Origin of the sequence: Cryobacterium sp. BB736, from assembly GCF_014980265.1 — a bacterium.
GTDB lineage: Bacteria > Actinomycetota > Actinomycetes > Actinomycetales > Microbacteriaceae > Terrimesophilobacter.
Genome location: NZ_JABXWQ010000003.1, coordinates 228,024 through 244,854, shown reverse-complemented (window position 1 = coordinate 244,854; position 16,831 = coordinate 228,024). Strand labels below are relative to the sequence as shown.

At 69.2% G+C, this 16,831-nt stretch carries 13 protein-coding genes; 10 read left to right on the top strand and 3 right to left on the bottom strand.

All coding sequences use genetic code 11. The annotated features are described in order from the left end of the window. The first annotated feature begins 47 nt into the window (after positions 1-47). From IRG63_RS09320 to IRG63_RS09285, 8 genes are all read left to right on the top strand, one after another. On the top strand, positions 48-2,150 hold the full coding sequence (locus IRG63_RS09320; RefSeq protein ID WP_193509976.1) for an ATP-dependent DNA helicase RecG: 2,103 nt from the start codon (positions 48-50) through the stop codon (positions 2,148-2,150). A gap of 33 nt (positions 2,151-2,183) precedes the next feature. Continuing rightward, the gene (gene coaD, locus IRG63_RS09315; protein WP_168626579.1) at positions 2,184-2,675 is read left to right on the top strand and encodes a pantetheine-phosphate adenylyltransferase; all 492 of its coding nucleotides are present in this window, start codon (positions 2,184-2,186) and stop codon (positions 2,673-2,675) included. Continuing rightward, a complete protein-coding gene (gene cofE, locus IRG63_RS09310; RefSeq protein WP_193509943.1) occupies positions 2,672-3,448 on the top strand; it encodes a coenzyme F420-0:L-glutamate ligase in 777 nt (258 codons plus the stop codon). Before coaD ends, cofE begins: the two co-directional genes overlap by 4 nt. Positions 3,449-3,525: 77 nt before the next feature. Continuing rightward, positions 3,526-4,776: a DUF58 domain-containing protein gene (locus tag IRG63_RS09305; protein WP_193509942.1), complete on the top strand. Its 1,251-nt coding sequence runs from the start codon at positions 3,526-3,528 to the stop codon at positions 4,774-4,776. After that, positions 4,742-7,021 (top strand): DUF3488 and transglutaminase-like domain-containing protein, encoded by a 2,280-nt coding sequence (locus IRG63_RS09300; protein WP_193509941.1) that lies wholly within the window; start codon positions 4,742-4,744, stop codon positions 7,019-7,021. The genes IRG63_RS09305 and IRG63_RS09300 overlap by 35 nt, the downstream gene beginning before the upstream one ends. 84 nt (positions 7,022-7,105) lie before the next feature. Beyond that, complete coding sequence (locus IRG63_RS09295; RefSeq protein WP_168626920.1) at positions 7,106-8,095, top strand: MoxR family ATPase; 990 nt, start codon at positions 7,106-7,108, stop codon at positions 8,093-8,095. 4 nt (positions 8,096-8,099) lie between these two features. After that, positions 8,100-9,380 carry a DUF58 domain-containing protein gene (locus tag IRG63_RS09290; RefSeq protein WP_168626583.1) on the top strand — a complete coding sequence of 427 codons (1,281 nt, stop codon included), beginning with the start codon at positions 8,100-8,102 and terminating at the stop codon, positions 9,378-9,380. Continuing rightward, positions 9,367-11,574 carry a DUF3488 and transglutaminase-like domain-containing protein gene (locus tag IRG63_RS09285; RefSeq protein ID WP_168626584.1) on the top strand — a complete coding sequence of 736 codons (2,208 nt, stop codon included), beginning with the start codon at positions 9,367-9,369 and terminating at the stop codon, positions 11,572-11,574. The genes IRG63_RS09290 and IRG63_RS09285 overlap by 14 nt, the downstream gene beginning before the upstream one ends. Here IRG63_RS09285 and IRG63_RS09280 read toward each other — a convergent pair. From IRG63_RS09280 to IRG63_RS09270, 3 genes are read right to left on the bottom strand one after another with little or no spacing between them, the layout of a single operon-like run. Beyond that, positions 11,558-12,319: an ATP-binding cassette domain-containing protein gene (locus IRG63_RS09280; protein ID WP_168626585.1), complete on the bottom strand. Its 762-nt coding sequence runs from the start codon at positions 12,317-12,319 to the stop codon at positions 11,558-11,560. The genes IRG63_RS09285 and IRG63_RS09280 overlap by 17 nt on opposite strands. Then, the gene (locus tag IRG63_RS09275; protein WP_193509940.1) at positions 12,316-13,335 is read right to left on the bottom strand and encodes a putative F420-0 ABC transporter permease subunit; all 1,020 of its coding nucleotides are present in this window, start codon (positions 13,333-13,335) and stop codon (positions 12,316-12,318) included. Before IRG63_RS09275 ends, IRG63_RS09280 begins: the two co-directional genes overlap by 4 nt. 3 nt (positions 13,336-13,338) lie before the next feature. Then, a complete protein-coding gene (locus tag IRG63_RS09270; protein WP_193509938.1) occupies positions 13,339-14,313 on the bottom strand; it encodes a putative F420-0 ABC transporter substrate-binding protein in 975 nt (324 codons plus the stop codon). 231 nt (positions 14,314-14,544) lie between these two features. Here IRG63_RS09270 and IRG63_RS09265 point away from each other — a divergent pair, with 231 nt between their 5' ends. Both IRG63_RS09265 and hydA read left to right on the top strand, forming a co-directional pair. Further along, positions 14,545-15,393 (top strand): nitrilase-related carbon-nitrogen hydrolase, encoded by an 849-nt coding sequence (locus tag IRG63_RS09265; RefSeq protein WP_168626588.1) that lies wholly within the window; start codon positions 14,545-14,547, stop codon positions 15,391-15,393. A gap of 16 nt (positions 15,394-15,409) precedes the next feature. Further along, complete coding sequence (gene hydA, locus IRG63_RS09260) at positions 15,410-16,828, top strand: dihydropyrimidinase (protein WP_168626589.1); 1,419 nt, start codon at positions 15,410-15,412, stop codon at positions 16,826-16,828. The last annotated feature ends 3 nt before the right edge of the window (positions 16,829-16,831 follow it).

Here is a 16,831-nt window from a genome sequence, read left to right as displayed (position 1 = left end):
TGGAATCGCCGCTCGACCAGAAGCTCAGCAATTCCGCGGTGGGGCGGATGGCCAAGGCCCTCGACCGCGGGCTCGGCCTCGTCACCGTCGGCGACCTCCTGTCCCACTACCCGCGCCGGTATGCGAGCCGTGGTGAGCTCACCGACCTCGGTCGGCTGCCGCTCGACGAGACGGTCACCATCGTCGCCGAGGTGCTGGGTGCCTCCAAGCGAAAGATGCGTGAGCGGCGCGGCGAAATCCTCGAGGTGACGATCGGTGATGGCAAAGGCATCATGACCCTCACCTTCTTCGGGAAGGGGGCGTACCTACCCGAGAAAGACCTCATCCCGGGCGTGCGCGGGATCTTCGCGGGCAAGGTCAGCTCCTACAACAATCGCCGCCAGCTGACGCACCCCGATTACAAGCTGTTCGACCCGGACCAGGGCCTGGATGCGGCGGCGTGGGCGCAGCGACCGATCCCCATCTACCCGGCGACCGCGTCCCTCAAGACCTGGAAGCTGCACGACGCGGTGTGCGCTCTGCTCGACACACTGCCCCCGCTCGAGGACCCGGTGCCGGATGCCGTGCGCATCAAGCGGGGACTGCTCCCGTACCAAGAGGCGCTCAATCTCATCCATCGCCCGAATGAAGAGGCAGACTGGCGGTCCGCCCGCAAGACGCTCCGCTTCCAGGAGGCCTTCGTGCTGCAGTCGGCGCTGCTGCAGCAGCGCGCAGAACTGCGCAAGCAGGCCGCGACGCCTCGCGTGCCGAAACCGGGTGGACTGCTCGAGCGCTTCGACGCGCAGTTGCCGTTCACCCTCACCGGCGACCAGCGCGCTGTTGGCGAGCAGCTCGCCTCCGACCTCGCCGGCGACGAGCCGATGAACCGACTGCTGCAGGGCGAGGTCGGCTCCGGCAAGACCCTCGTCGCCCTGCGCGCGATGCTCGCGGTCGCCGACTCCGGCGGCCAGTCGGCGCTGCTCGCACCCACCGAGGTGCTCGCCGCGCAGCACTTGCGCTCGATCGTGAAGACGCTCGGCCCGGACCTCGCCGCTGAGGTGCACCCGACCCTCATCACCGGGCAGCTGCCGACCGCCGACCGGCGCAAGGCGACCCTGTCCACCGTCGCCGGGCAGGCGCGCATCGTCGTCGGCACGCACGCGCTCATGAGCCAGTCGGTGGAGTTCTTCGACCTCGGGCTCGTCGTCGTCGACGAGCAGCACCGGTTCGGCGTCGAACAACGCGAGGCGCTGCGGCTCAAAGGCGCCACGCCGCCGCACGTGCTCGTGCTGACGGCAACGCCGATCCCGCGCACCGTCGCAATGACCGTGTTCGGCGACCTCGACGTGTCGACCATCGCCGAGCTGCCGGCCGGGCGGCAGGGCATCGAAAGCTTCGTGGTGCCGCTCGCCGAGAAGCCGGGCTGGGAGAACCGCATCTGGGAGCGGCTGTCCGAGGAACTCGCCAAGGGCAGGCAGGCCTTCGTGGTCGCACCGGCGATCGACAGCTCCAACGTCGAGCTGGACGACCCGGATGCCGAGCCGATCGACGCCAAGTCGGTCAGCAGCGTCGCCGACACCCTTGCCATGCTGCGCAAGCATCCGCTGCTGGCATCCGCTCGCATCGAGCCGCTGCACGGCAGGCTGCCCAGCGACGAGAAGGATGCGATCATGCGCGCGTTCGCAGCGGGCGACATCGACGTGCTCGTGGCGACGACGGTGATCGAGGTCGGGGTCGACGTGCCCAACGCCGCGGTCATGGTGGTGCTCGACGCCGACCGGTTCGGCGTGTCGCAGCTGCACCAGCTCCGCGGCCGCGTCGGCCGTGGCGGCGTGCCCGGACTGTGCCTGCTCGTGACGACCGCCGAGGCCGGCACGATCGCCCGGGAGCGGGTCGACGCGGTCGCCGAGACCCTCGACGGGTTCGTCCTCGCCCAGAAGGACCTCGAACTGCGCCAGGAGGGCAACGTCCTCGGCAGCGTCCAATCCGGTCGCCGCTCGTCGTTGAAGCTGCTGCGCGCAGCACGCGACACCGACCTGATCGGCGAGGCGCGAGCGCTCGCCGCCGACGTGCTCGCCAGCGACCCCGACCTCCAGCGGAACCCGACCCTCGCGCGCGCCATCACGACGCGACTGGACGAAGCAGAGCGCGACTTCCTCGCCAAGGCCTGACGCGTTGCGGGGTGCGCCCGATAGGGTTTAGCCATGCGCAGGATCGCCGTCGTTCCGGGGTCGTTCGACCCGATCACCCTGGGTCACCTCGACGTGATCGACCGAGCGGCTGGCCTCTTCGACGAGCTCCACGTGCTCGTCGTGCACAACCCGGACAAGTCCGCCCTGCTCCCGGTCGCCCAGCGCGTGTCGTTGATCGAGCGGGCGATCACGGATGCCGGGATCGCCGGCAACATCATCGTCACCTCATGGACCGTCGGACTGCTCGTCGACTACTGCACCGAGGTCGGCGCCACCGTGCTGGTGAAGGGCGTCCGCTCACAGGTGGACGTCGCCTACGAGACGCCGATGGCGATCGTGAACCGCAACCTGGCCGGCGTCGAGACCATCTTCATGCTGCCGGATCCCGGCCACGCGCACGTCTCCAGCTCGCTCGTGCGCCAAGTCGCGGCGCTCGGCGGCGACGTCAGCCCCTACGTGCCACGCGCGGTCGCAGAGTACCTGCAGCAGCCCAGCCCCCGATGACCGCAGCCTTCAGCGTCTTCGCGCTCGATGGCATCCCCGAGGTCGGCGCAGGAGACGACCTCGCCGCGCTCATCCTCCAGGCAGCTGACGAGACCACGCTGCAGGATGGCGACATCCTGGTCGTCACGAGCAAGGTCGTCTCCAAGGCGGAGGGCCGCTTCGTGGCCGCGGCCACTCGCGACGACGCGATCACCGCGGAAACCGTGCGCGTGGTCGCGTCGAAGGAGCATCCCGGTGGGGTGACGCGCATCGTTGAGAACCGGCAGGGTCTCGTGCTTGCGGCCGCCGGCGTCGACTCGAGCAACACGCGGGAAGGCTACGTGCTGCTGCTGCCCGAGGATCCGGATGCCTCCGCTCGCAGCCTCTGCTCGGCACTCCGGGCGAGCGGTCCGCGGGTCGGCGTCATCATCTCCGACACCCTCGGACGCGCCTGGCGACTGGGGCAGACCGATGTCGCAATCGGCGCGGCAGGCGTGCGAGTGCTGGAGGACCTGCGTGGCACCACGGATGCGGGCGGGCGGGTCCTGGAGGCGACGATCGTGGCAGTCGGCGACCAGCTCGCCGGCGCGGCTGAGCTCGTCAAGGGCAAGGCCGCCGGCCGCCCGGTCGCGGTCATCCGCGGGCTGGGGCACCTGGTCACCGGGCTCGACGCACCGGGCGCGCAAGCGATCATCCGGCCGGCCGACGAGGATTTGTTCCGCGAGGGCGCCGCGGAGGCCTACGCTCGCGGCTACCGCGACGCAGTCGAGGGGGCGCCGGGCGGTCCCGCCTGAGCACCTGCCGCAGGGCTGAGTGACGCTCTCCCCAAAGGGGCGACGGTCTGCAAGACTCGTAGCGTAAGGCATCGACGATGATGAACTCAGACCCTCCGACGGGGCACCCAGGCGAACGCACCGAGCGTGCCTTCCGCCTGACCCGACGCGGGGTCTTGCTATTGTTCGCGGCCGCGCTGGCGTTCGTGTTCGCGTATGTCATCGGCTGGTACGAACTGCTGATCGTCGGCTCGTTCGCCTGCATCCCACCCTTGCTGTCCCTCGTGGTCGTGCACCGGATGCGCCCACAGTTCACGGTCGTCCGAACTATCGCCCCGTCGGTGCTCGCGGCCGGAAAGCTCGGTGCGGTGCGCCTCACGGTGCGCAACGTCGGTCAACGGCCATCGTCGGCCGGCAGTTGGCGTGACCGGGTGCCGTGGCCGCCGGATGCCACCGCCGCTGCCACGCTCGACCCGATGCAGCCCTCCGGCCAACTGCACCTGCGCTACGAGTTCGTGCCACCCCGCCGCGGTGTCGTGGAGGTCGGCCCTCTGCTGGTCTCCTTCTGTGACCCGTTCGGGCTCGCCGAGGGGCAGTACGCGGTCGGCACCGCGGATCGCGTCATCATCGGACCGGAGGCTGCCCGCCTCGACGAGACCGTTGTCGAGATCGCGGCCGACAGCGGCTCGGCCCGGCTCTTCCAGCACCGTTCGCTCGCAGGCGAGCACGACATCATGACCCGCGAGTACCGGCCCGGTGACGCGATGCGCCGCGTGCACTGGCGAGCGTCGGCGCACCACGGCGAGCTCATGGTGCGCGAAGAGGAGAAGCGTTCCCACGCGGCCGCGGTCATTGTGCTCGAGACACGCGTGCGCCACTACGCCGACACTGCAGGGTCGCGTGCCAGGACCCCGGAGAGCGGCGCATTCGAATGGGCCGTGCGGATGACCGCGTCATTGCGCGACCACCTGTCCGCCGCGGGACTCGCGCTCACTGTCGTTGAGACGGCGATGCCGCAGCTGGGCGACCCCGATCGGCTTGACGAGTTCGTGGAGAGCCTCGCGCGCGTGCACCTGAGCTTCGACGACGATCGTGAACTCTCGCTCGCCGCCGACGGCACGAGCGGTGCCGGTTCGATCTTCGCGGTGCTCGGCGTGCCGGATGCCGCGACCCTCGGCACGCTCGTCAGCGCCCGAGGCTCGTTCGACGAGGCCGCCGCCTTCGTCTCCGAGCACACCCCGGTCGCCGCGATCGAGGAGCTGCGTCGCGGCGGATGGCGGGTCGTCGCGGTCACGCCAGAGACTCCGGTGGCGGATGCCTGGCATGGTCTGGGCGGTCCGGATGCGTGACCTGCTGAAGCGTGACCTGCTGAACACCGCGCGCTGGGAGCGCACCGGGTGGCGCACGAGCGGCATCCTGCTGGTGGCTTTCGCAGTCACCCTCGGTGGACTGCACACGATGCTGGAGGGCGTCGGCTGGTGGCTGTGGTGCATGGTGCTGGTGGTCGTGGTTCTCGGCAGCGGCGTTGCCGCCCGGTGGGCGGGACTCGGACGCTGGTCCCCGCTGGTTTCGACGCTCGCGTTGGCGGCGACCGTCGTCACCCGGTTCGCTGCCGACACCGCCTGGCTGGGCGTGATCCCGACCGGCGACACCATCCTCCGCTTCCGCACGCTTCTGGTGGACGCCACCTACTCCATCACCTGGCAGAGCACGCCGGCCAACGCTGACGTGCCAATCCAATTCGTCATGGCGCTGGGCATCGGACCGCTGGTGCTGATCGCCGAGGCGCTAGCGTTCTCGGTGCGCCTGCCCGCTCTGACCGGCATCCCGCTCGTCGCCGTGTTCCTAGTGCCAGGGCTGACTCCGGATGCCGAGACCAGCGGACTCGCGTTCATCGGCACGGCCGCCAGCTACCTGTGGCTGCTCATGTCGACTCAGCGCTCGCTGGGCTCGTACCGGGGTCTGGCCCCCGCGCTCGCGATCGGGTCGATCGCGGTGATCGGCGGCCTTGTGCTCCCGGCGGCGCTGCCGAGCACCGAGCAGGGGATCACCGCAAGCGAAGCTGGTCCGAGCGTCGTCACCGGGGTCAACCCGATCGTTCGGCTCGGCGAGGACCTGAGGCGCACCGACGACCGCCCGGTGCTCAGCTACACGACCGCATCAAACAAGCCCTACTACTTGCGCCTGACCACTATCAGCGACTTCAGCCAAGACGGCTGGGGCCCCGAGCAGCCGGTCCTCGACCGGTCGAATCGACCGCACACGATTCCCCGGCCGAGCGGGCTGCAGGCGGACGTGCGGGTGCGGGAGGAGGTCGGCTTCATCAGCGTCGGCAACCTGGCGAGCCCGTGGCTGCCGGTGCCGTACCCCATCTCAAGCGTGACCCAGCTCAATGGCGACTGGCTCTGGGACAAGGACACCCTCACCGTCGCGAGCAACACCGACCTCGCGATCGGTGAGAACTTCACCGTGCGAAGCCACGTCATCGAGCCGACACCCGAGCAGTTGCAGCGTGCGGGCACGACTGTCCCCGACGGCGTCGAGGATTACCTGGAACTGCCGGCGGTGCCGGCGATCATCTCCGATACCGCGCGAGAGGCGACCGCGGGAGTCGACACCAACTACGAGAAGGCAGTCGCGCTGCAGCAGTACCTGCGCAGCGCACTGTTCAGGTACTCGGAGCAGACGCCGGTCGCGGAGGGCTACGACGGCACCGGTGTCGACATGGTCGGGGTGTTCCTCGAGCGGCGGGCCGGCTACTGCATCCACTTCGCCTCGGCGATGGCGACGATGGCCAGGACACTCGGCATCCCCAGCCGGATGGTCATCGGGTTCCAGCAGGGCAGCTCAACCAACTCGCCCGGCGACAGCAAGATCTTCGAGGTGACTACCGACGACCTGCACTCGTGGCCGGAACTGTACTTCGAGGGCATCGGCTGGGTGGCCTTCGAACCCACCCAGAGCCGCGGTCGCCTGCCCGACTACGCGAACCCTGGCATCGCCGGCGTCCCGGCCGCGATCGGCGGCGCGATCTCCGGCAACGCCGGCGCGCCGCGCGACGACAGCGGTCTCGACGGCCCGGCCGCGCCATCCGGTTCCCAGGGGTCCGGCTGGTTCGTCAGCGGCCAGTGGAGGCTGCTGCTGCCCATCGCCGGCGCGGTGCTGCTCGTGATCGTCCTGTCGCTGCTGCCCGCTGGCGTCCGGATGCTCCGTCACCGGCGGAACGTGGCCGGGCTGCGGAGCGGACGAGGAAGCGCGATGCTGGCATGGCGGGAACTGCGGGCCACCGCCACCGACGTCGGGCTGGCGCTGCGACGCACCGAGACCCCGCGCGAAACAGTCGAACGGCTGCGGCGCGCGCGGGGCATGACCCAATCCGGACGGGACGCGGTGAGCCGGATCGGGGCGGCGGTCGAACGCGAACGCTTCGGCAGGCCCAGCGAGCTTGCAGACAGCGGGTCGCTCGCTGACGACGTGGCCGTCGCGACGGCGTGCCTGCGCTCTGGCATCGCGGGGCCGGAGCGCCTCCGGGCCACGCTCTGGCCGAACTCGCTCGTGAACAGGAACGGGCGATTGGCCGCACGCACCGGATAGCTTCGCGCCAAACCGTAGGCCCAGACCCGACCGTCTGGCAGACTCGCTCCAAGCACAAGCGGAAACGAGGAAAAGATAGTGACGATGGCGACAGGGACCATGGGGATCGACACCTTCCACTCGTTTGCGGCGGACATCATCGGCGGCATCGAGACCGTCATCGACGGCAAGCGCGACGCCATCGAACTCGCACTCACGACGCTCCTCGCTGAGGGTCACCTGCTGATCGAAGACGTCCCGGGCGTCGGCAAGACGATGCTCGCGCGTGCGATCGCCCGCTCGGTCGACTGCACCGTGAACCGCATCCAGTTCACCCCCGACTTGCTGCCATCTGACATCACCGGCGTGTCGGTCTACAACCAGGCCGAGATGGAGTTCCAGTTCAAGCCCGGCCCAGTGTTCGCCAACCTCGTCATCGGCGATGAGATCAACCGCGCGAGCCCGAAGACCCAGTCGGCGCTGCTGGAGTCCATGGAGGAGGGCCAGATCAGCGTCGACGGCGCCACCTACCCGCTGGCTCGACCGTTCACGGTCGTCGCCACGCAGAACCCGGTCGAGATGGAGGGCACCTACCCGCTGCCCGAGGCGCAACGCGACCGGTTCATGATCCGCATCTCGATGGGGTATCCGGATGAGGCGGCGGAGGTCACCATGCTGCGCACCCGGGAGACCTCCAGCCCGCTGGACCGCCTGACCCCGGTGGTGACCCTCGAGCAGCTCACGAGCATGATCGGCCTCGTCCGCAACATCTACGTCTCACCCGCGGTCGAGCAGTACACGGTCGCCATCTCGCAGGAGACCCGACGCGACCGTGACCTGCGCCTCGGGGCGAGTCCGCGCGCGACCCTGCACCTGGTCAGGGCTGCGAAGGCGCGCGCCGCTCTCGACGGACGCGAGTTCGTGCTGCCCGACGACATCGACGCCCTCGCGGTTCCCGTGCTCGGCCACCGGCTGATCGCCGCCGCGCGCGTCGCCGGTGGGGCATCCGCTTTCCAGGCCAGCAGCATCGCCGACATCATCCACCGCATCGTGGCGGCGACGCCGGTGCCGCTGGGCGCAGGCGAGTCTGCCTGACGCCATGCGTCGATCCACACGGGGGTGGGGCCGGAGGTCCCGAGCCAGACTGCTGCTTCGCGGCTACGCTCTGCTGATCGTCGGCGCCGGGCTGGGCCTGGCCGCCTACCCGGTTGGCCGGGTCGAGCTGCTCTACCTGGGTGCACTGCTGGTGGCGCTTCCGCTGTTCGCACTCGTGTTCGTGCGCTTCCGCAGGATCCGGATGGGCGTAGCCCGCCGGTTCTCGCCCCCGCTGGCCACCGCCAGGCAGCCGGTGCTCGCTCGCATCGAGGTGCGCAACCTGGCCGGCTCGCGCACGCCAGAATCGACCTGGTACGACGTGCTGCCGTGGCGCCCGTTCGGAACCAGAACCGGTGGTTTGCGTGCCCTGTCCGCTCACCGCAGCGCGGCCAGCCGCGGCACCGCGACCATCGTCGAGTACACCTTCACGCCGCCGCGCCGCGGCATCGTCGAGCTCGGCCCGTTCGTAGTCGACTTCGCCGACCCGTTCTCCCTCGCGTCCGGTGAGGCCGTGGTCGGGGAACCGCAGAAGCTCGTCGTCACACCGGACCTCATCGTGCTGCCGGATACCGGAGCGTCGATTCACGCCGACGAGGGTTCGGCGCGTGCGCTGCAGCGGCGCGCCAGCGGCGGCGACGATGAGCTGATGACCCGGGAGTACCGCAGCGGGGACCCCCTGCGACGCGTGCACTGGCGGGCGTCGGCGCACCACGGCGAGCTCATGGTGCGCCAGGAGGAGCAGCGCAGCCACGCCGAGGCGCGCATCCTGCTCGACACTCGCCGAAACGGTTACCGCGACACCACCCGAGCGACGCCGGAGCAGCCGGAAAGCGAGGCGTTCGAGTGGGCGGTGCGCTTCACCGGGTCGCTCGCGCTGCGCCTGCAGCGCTCCGGCTTCACGGTGCGGATCGTCGAGACCGCTGCGCGCCAGCTCGCGTCCCCGGAGCAGCTCGAGGAGTTCCTGGAGAGCCTCGCCGCGGTTAACCTGGTCGACGAGCCGCGTACCGACGGGGTGTTCTCGCTGTTGCCCGACCCCGGCCGGTCGCTTGGCAGCGTCTTCGCGGTGATGTCGGATGCAGAACCGCACCTGGTCGACCGACTCGCGGCGCAGCGGCACCAGTTCGAGCTGGCGATCGCGTTCGTCGTCGATTCACGCGTGGACGCCGTCGAGCGGCCCCTCCGGCAGGCCGGGTGGGCCTGCGTGCCGGTCACAGCCGACGACGACCCATTCGACGCCTGGGTCGCGGCTGCCATCGCTCGGGAGGCGCAGCTTGCGCGCGCCTGACAAGCGCGTGGTCGACGAGCGACCGGCGGCGCGCAGCCTCGCGCTGCTGTTCTGCTTCGCCGCGGCGCTCGCCGGCCTGCACACGGTCATCGCCGAATTCGACTGGTGGTTCGTGCTCGTCCTCGTCGCGCTCGTGATGCTCGCCATCCCCGCCGGCGTGCGCGCGCTCACTCCACGCCGCTGGGCGCCGCCGCTGGTGGGGGCGCTCGCATTCCTCGGCATTCTCACCGCGTTCTTCGCACCGCGCACCGCGTTCCTGCTCGTGGTGCCCACCGAGGAGACGTGGGAGCGTTTCGGTACCCTCATCCGGCGCGGCTCCGACTCGATCGAGGGGCAGTCGGTGCCCGCGGACACGGACACCGGGATCATGTTCATCCTGTGCCTGGCCGTCGGATGCCTGGTGCTGCTGGCGGACCTGCTGGCGAACGCGATCCTCATGCCTGCGGTCGCGGGAATCCCGGTCCTGGTCGTGCTCGCGATCCCCGCTGTCACCGGATTGGACCGCACCGACCCAGTCGTGTTCGCGCTCACCGCCGTGGCGTATCTGGTGCTGTTGCGCGCGGGGTCGCCGCTGCACCAACCGGGCCTGTCCCTGACCGTCGGTGCCCTCGCGGTCGCCACAGCGCTCATCGCTCCGCTCGTGCTGCCGCCGGTGGCGCAGTCGGTGCAGACGAACGACCGGTTCGGCGGGCTGCTCGCCGGCGTCAACCCGGTGCTGAACCTTGGTAGCGACCTCCGCCGTGAGCTCGAGCGCACACTGCTCACCTACACCACGAGCAGCGGCGACGGCCACTACCTGCGCCTCGTGAGCCTGCAGAATTTCACCGCAGAGACCTGGGCACCAGACGAGCCCACCTTCGACACCGCCAACGTCCCGCAGCGCATGGGGGACCCGCCCGGGCTGTCAGCGGACGTGCCGACCGGGTCCGAGAGCGTCTTCGTCGACATCGCGAGCCTCGGCAGCCCGTGGCTGCCGGTGCCATACCCGACGACCGGCATCTCCGGGCTGCGCGGGGACTGGTTCTGGGACTCCGATACCCTCACCCTCACGAGTCCTGACGACACCGCGCGCGGGGAGGACTACCGCGCCGAGATCCTGTCTGTGCAGCCCACTCCTACCCAGCTGGTGACCGCGGGCGAAGCGGTGCCGGATGGGTTCGAGCGCTACACCGACCTGCCCGCCGACCTGCCGCCGGTGATCGGTGAGGTGGCGCGGTACATCGCATCCGATGCCGCGAGCAGCTACGAGAAGGCGATCGCCCTGCAGGAGTTCTTCCGCGACGGCGAGTTCACCTACTCTGAGGAGGCGCCGGTCGAGCAGGGCTACGACGGCAACGGGATGGACGTGATCGAGCGGTTCCTCGGCGTCAAGAGCGGTTATTGCGTGCACTTCTCCTCCGCGATGGCGGTCATGGCGCGCACCCTCGGCATCCCCGCTCGCGTCGCCGTCGGCATGCTGCCCGGCGAGACCACGGGTGAGCTCGAGGGCGGTCGCGAGGTCATTCGGGTCACCACGGCGGACCTGCACGCCTGGCCAGAGCTGTACTTTGACGGCATCGGCTGGATCCGGTTCGAACCGACCCCCGGCCGCGGCTTCGTGCCCACCTACGCCGACGAAGCGGCGCCCGGAGTGCCGCAAGCCCCGGCGCCGATCTCTCCGCAGCCGACGCCGACACCGACCGCCGCCCCCAGTCCGTCCGCGACCACCGCGCCGGGGGAGAGGCCGACAGACGACGAGGCGGACGGATCCGAATCCGGCACCGGATGGCTGTGGTTCAGCGGCGTCGTGCTCGGCGCAGTGCTGCTGCTGCTGATTCCCGCCATGATCCGCGCCATCCAGCGCGCGGTTCGCCTCAGCAGGCTCGAGCGCGGGCAATCGCTCGCCGACACCGGCTGGCGCGAGGTGCTGCAGACGGCGAGGGATCTGGGCAAACCGGTGGCTGACACCGCTACACCGCGCGTCGCCGCGCGCTCGCTCGCCGGGTCGGTGCCGGTCCCCGCCCTCGCCGGGACGCTGTCCGCGATCGAACGGGAAGCCTACGCACCGCCATCGAGCCTCGCCCCCGGGCAGCGCCGCGCCGATCAGGTGCGCGAGGTGCTCAATGGGCTGCATGCGAGCGCGAGCATCCGGGCGAGGCTGCGCGCCCTGTTCGCGCCGCGCTCGATCTGGCAGCCGATCACTCGAACGCGATAATCGGCCGCCGCGTCACCGGATGCGTGAGCACTGTCGCCTCGACCCGGTAGACCTCACGAATCAGATCCGGCGTCAGCACCTCGGCCGGTGCGCCCTCGGCGACGACACGGCCGGCCGCGAGCGCGACAACGTGGTCGGCGTACCCGGCCGCGAGGCTCAGGTCGTGCAGTGCCGCGAACACCGTCGCGCCATCGTCGGCGAGGCTCCGCAGCAGAGCGAGGGTGTCGAGTTGCGCCCGGATGTCGAGGTGGTTGGTCGGCTCGTCCAATAACAGCAGGCGCGGCTCCTGGGCGAGCGCGCGAGCGAGTTGGACCCGCTGGCGTTCCCCGCCACTCAGGGTCGAGTAGTCCCGCTCGGCGAATTCGGTCATGCCCACGGTGGCCAGCGATCGGTCGATGACATCGTCCTCGGGTGCGGCGGGAGCCAGAAGCGGGCGGTGCGGCGTCCGGCCGAGTTCCACGGCGGAGCGCACGTCGAGGCTGAACTCGGTCGTGACGTCCTGTTCGACGACGGCGAGCATCCTGGCCCGCGCTCGTCTGGGCATGCCCAGCAGGTCCTCGCCGTCGAAGCGTGCGCTTCCGCCGGCCGGCATCACCCCGGCGATGCCGCGCAAGAGCGTCGACTTGCCCGCGCCGTTGGGTCCGACGAGTGCGCTCACCGCGCCGGCGGGCAGGCTGAGGTCGACCGGGTGCACAATCGTCCGGTCCCGGATGGCGACGGTGAAGTCGCGCAGAGCGAGGCTCACGTGCTGCTCCTCCGACGTGCCAGGAGCACCGCGAACACCGGTGCGCCGAGGATGGCCGTGACGATACCGACCGGCAGCTCGCGCGGGTCGAACACCGTGCGCGCGATGGTGTCGGCCCAGACCAGCACAATCGCACCGAGCAGGGCGACGAGCGGCAGCAGCACCCGGTGCCGCGCGGCCACCATGAGCCGCACCGCGTGGGGGAGCACAAGCCCGATGAACCCGATAGAGCCGCTCACTGACACCATGGCGCCGGTGAGCAGCGCGGTGAACACCAGCAGCACCCACCGCGCGCCGGTTACGTTGATGCCGAGTGCCGCGGCCGCCGAGTCGCCGAACGCGAACCCGTCGAGCAGACGGCCGGCGAGCAGCACCGGGACGCCCACGACGACCAGCGCGCCGACGGAGATGACGACTGCCTGCCAGTTCGCGCCGGCGAGCGAACCCAGCAGCCAGTTCAGGATCTCCCGGAACGAGTCGCCCTTCGCCGACCAGAAGATGACGAAGCTGGTGAGCGCGGCGGCGAGAGCCGACACGGCGACACCCGCGAGCACCGTGCGGGTCGGCGACAGCGGCCCGGCGGCGCTCGCTAGCAGCAGCGTCGCGACGAGCGCCGCGAGCGCGCCGCCGAAAGCGGCGATCGGGAGCAGCACCGAAACGCCGATTATGAGCACCGTGACGGCGCCGAGGGACGCGCCGGCGGAAAGGCCCAACAGGTACGGATCGGCGAGCGGGTTCCGGGTGATGGCCTGCATCACCGCCCCGCTGATGGCGAGCCCAGCGCCGACCGCCGCCGCCGTGAGTACGCGCGGCAGCCGCAGCTCCCAGACGATGCCGTCGCGCAGCGGCGACAGCGTTGCCTCGCCGAAACCCAGGTGCGCCGCGACGCTCGCGAGCACATCGGCGGGCCGGATGTCGGCCGCCCCCAGGCAGATGGCGGCGATGATCGTCGACACCAGCACGGCGGCAAGCAGCGCACCCCAGCCCCAGCTCAGGAGACGGTTTCGGGCGCGCATCCTTTACTCGAGCCCGAGCTTGTCGAGCTGCTCGAGGATGCTTCCGACCGCCTGCACGTTTCGCACCCCGGCCTCGCCCGCGGCGAACGGGACGATGATGAACCGGTCGTTCTGCACGGCATCGAGCGCCGCCGTCGCCGCGTTCGCCTTGAGGTAGTCGACCTTGGATGCTGCGGTGTTCCACGCCGCATCAACCAGCACGATCACGTCCGGGTTCGCCTCGATCACCGACTCCCAGCCGATCGACACCCAGGTGTCGTCAGCCTTCACGATGTTTGTGAGCCCCGCCGCATCGAGCATCATCTCCGGCGCCCCGATGCCCGCGCCGACGTACGGGGTGTCCTTGCCGGAGGAGTACCACAGCGCGGTCAGCCCCGCCGTCGACGGTTCGAGCTGATCGAGGGCGTCGCGCTGCTCTGCGATGAGTTCGGTCGCGGCGGCCTCGGCACCGAAGACGACTCCGGCTTCCTCGAACTCGTCGAAGAGCACGTCGAAGGTCATTCGGGGCGGTTGGTAACCCTCGGCCTTGCACGCCGACGGCGGCACATAACTGCCGACGCCGAGCCCGGCCAGCACCGTGCGGTCACCGGCGGCGTCCGCGGTCAGGTTCGATTCCCAGCCGGCGAACACGAAATCCGGTTCGAGGTCGAGCACTGCTTCCTGGCTCGGGACCCCGTCGCTGATGACCGGGATGTCCGCGGCCGTGGCCCGCCACCCGGCGGGCACCGGGCCATCCTGGAACGCCATGCCGATGATGCGGCTGTGAAGCCCGAGGGCGAGCAGCAGTTCGGTCGTGGTCGACTTGATCGTGATAATGCGCTCAGGCGGCTCACCCACCTCGAACGTGAAGCCGCAGTTGTCGATCGTTTCGGGTGCTGCTGGTGCCGGCGCGACCGGCGTGACGGAACTCGAGCAACCGGCGAGGGCGAGGATGGCGAGGGCGCACAGTCCGGCGAACGGGCTGATAAGACGGGGCATGAGAGCCTCACGGAGTCGAAGGGAACGGCACAAGGATGGCGGCTCAAGCGTGCCGACCGAGGACCTGCCGCCCCAACTCACGGGGAAAACTCACCGCACCAGATCCGGTGCGAGGGTCCGCTCCAAATCTAGCGAAGATTACCGTTCACAACGGCCGCATTCACCGGTAGGTTTGCGCCAACCACAAACTCGCGCACCCCCAACGGAGTGGGCAATCGAGCGGAGGAACAATTGGCAGTCGTACGTGCGGCAATCACCCAGACCACCTGGACCGGCGATAAAGAGTCGATGCTCGACAAGCACGAGCAGTTCGCCCGGCAGGCAGCAGCAGAAGGTGCGAAGATCATCTGCTTCCAGGAGCTCTTCTACGGTCCGTACTTCGGGATCACCGAGGATCCGAAGTACTACGAGTACGCGGAGCCCGCGGATGGACCGGTCGTGCAGCGTTTCGCAGCGCTCGCGAAGGAGCTGGGGATGGTCATGGTGCTCCCAATCTACGAGGAGGACCAGCCGGGCGTGTACTACAACACCGCCGTCGTCGTCGATTCAGACGGGACGATCCTCGGCAAGTACCGCAAGCACCACATCCCGCACCTTGAGAAGTTCTGGGAGAAGTTCTACTTCCGTCCTGGCAACCTGGGCTACCCGGTCTTCAACACCTCGGTCGGTCCGATTGGTGTGTACATCTGCTACGACCGTCACTTCCCCGAGGGCTGGCGCGAACTCGGCCTGAACGGCGCGCAGATCGTCTTCAACCCGAACGCGACGAAGCCCGGGCTCTCCAACCGGCTGTGGGAGATCGAACAGCCCGCCGCCGCAGCAGCCAACGGCTACTACGTGGCTGCTCCGAACCGGGTCGGCACCGAGGACAACGAGTACGGGGACCTCGCGGTCACCTTCTACGGCTCGAGCCAGTTCGTCGACCCGCAGGGCAACCTGGTGGGCGAGTACGGCAGCAACGAGAACGAAGAGGTCGTCATCCGCGACCTCGACCTCGACATGATCCGCCAGGTGCGCAACAACTGGCAGTTCTACCGCGACCGTCGCCCGGAGTCCTACCAGTCGATTCCGAAGCCGTAACGGGAGGCGATCACACGTGAAGACCCTCATCAAGAACGGAACAGTCGTCAACGCCACCGGCACTGCGGTCGCCGACGTGCTCATCGACGGCGAAACGATCGCCGCGGTGCTCGAGCCGGGGTCGAGGCTGCTCGGCTTCGACATCGAAGGCAACGTCGACACGGTGATCGACGCGGCCGGCAAGTACGTGATCCCCGGCGGCATCGACGCGCACACCCACATGGAGATGCCATTCGGCGGCACGTTCGCGAGCGACACCTTCGAAACCGGGACCAGGGCGGCGGCGCACGGCGGCACAACCAGCATCGTCGACTTCATCGTGCAGTACCCGGATCAGAACATCATCGACCAGTACAACGCGTGGCACGAGAAGGCCGGCGGGAACTGTGCGATCGACTACGGGTTCCACCAGATCCTGTCCGATGTGCAGGAGTCGTCCCTCACCGCGATGGACGAGCTCATCGACGAGGGAGTGACCAGCTTCAAGCTGTTCATGGCCTACAAGGGCGTGTTCCTCTCGGACGACGGGCAGATCCTGCGCGCGTTCCAGAAGGGCGCCCAGAACGGCGCGATGATGATGATGCACGCCGAGAACGGCGCCGTCATCGACGTGCTCGTGCGGCAGGCGATCGAGGCGGGCAACACTTCGCCGTACTACCACGGGCTCACCAGGCCATGGCAGGCGGAGGAAGAGGCGACGCACCGCGCCATCATGATCGCCGACCTCACCGGCGCACCGCTGTACGTGGTGCACGTCTCCGCGAAGCAGGCGGTCGAGCAGATCGCGGCAGCACGCGATCGTGGTCTCAACGTCTTCGGCGAGACCTGCCCGCAATACCTGTACCTGTCGCTCGAGGAGCAGCTCGGCGCGCCAGGGTTCGAGGGTGCCAAGTGGGTGTGCTCGACGCCGCTGCGATCCCGCGAGGAGGGCCACCAGAACCACATGTGGCATAGCCTGCGCACCAACGACCTGCAGATGGTCTCCACCGACCACTGCCCGTTCTGCATGAAGGACCAGAAGGAGATGGGCAAGGGAGACTTCTCCAAGATCCCGAACGGCATCGGCGGGGTCGAGCACCGCATGGACCTGATGTACCAGGGAGTGGTCGACGGGCAGATCTCGCTGGCCCGCTGGGTCGAGCTGACCTCCACGACGCCCGCCCGGATGTTCGGAATGTACGGCAAGAAGGGCGTCATCCAGCCCGGAGCCGACGCTGACGTCGTAATCTACGACCCGAACGGGCACACCTCCATCGGCCTGGGCAAGACCCACCACATGAACATGGACTACTCCGCCTATGAGGGCTTCGAGATCGACGGCCACGTCGACACGGTGCTCTCCCGCGGCCGGGTGATCGTCGACGGCGACGAGTACCTCGGGCGCAAGGGCGACGGGCAGTACATCAAGCGTGGCCTGACCCAGTACCTGAGCTGAGGC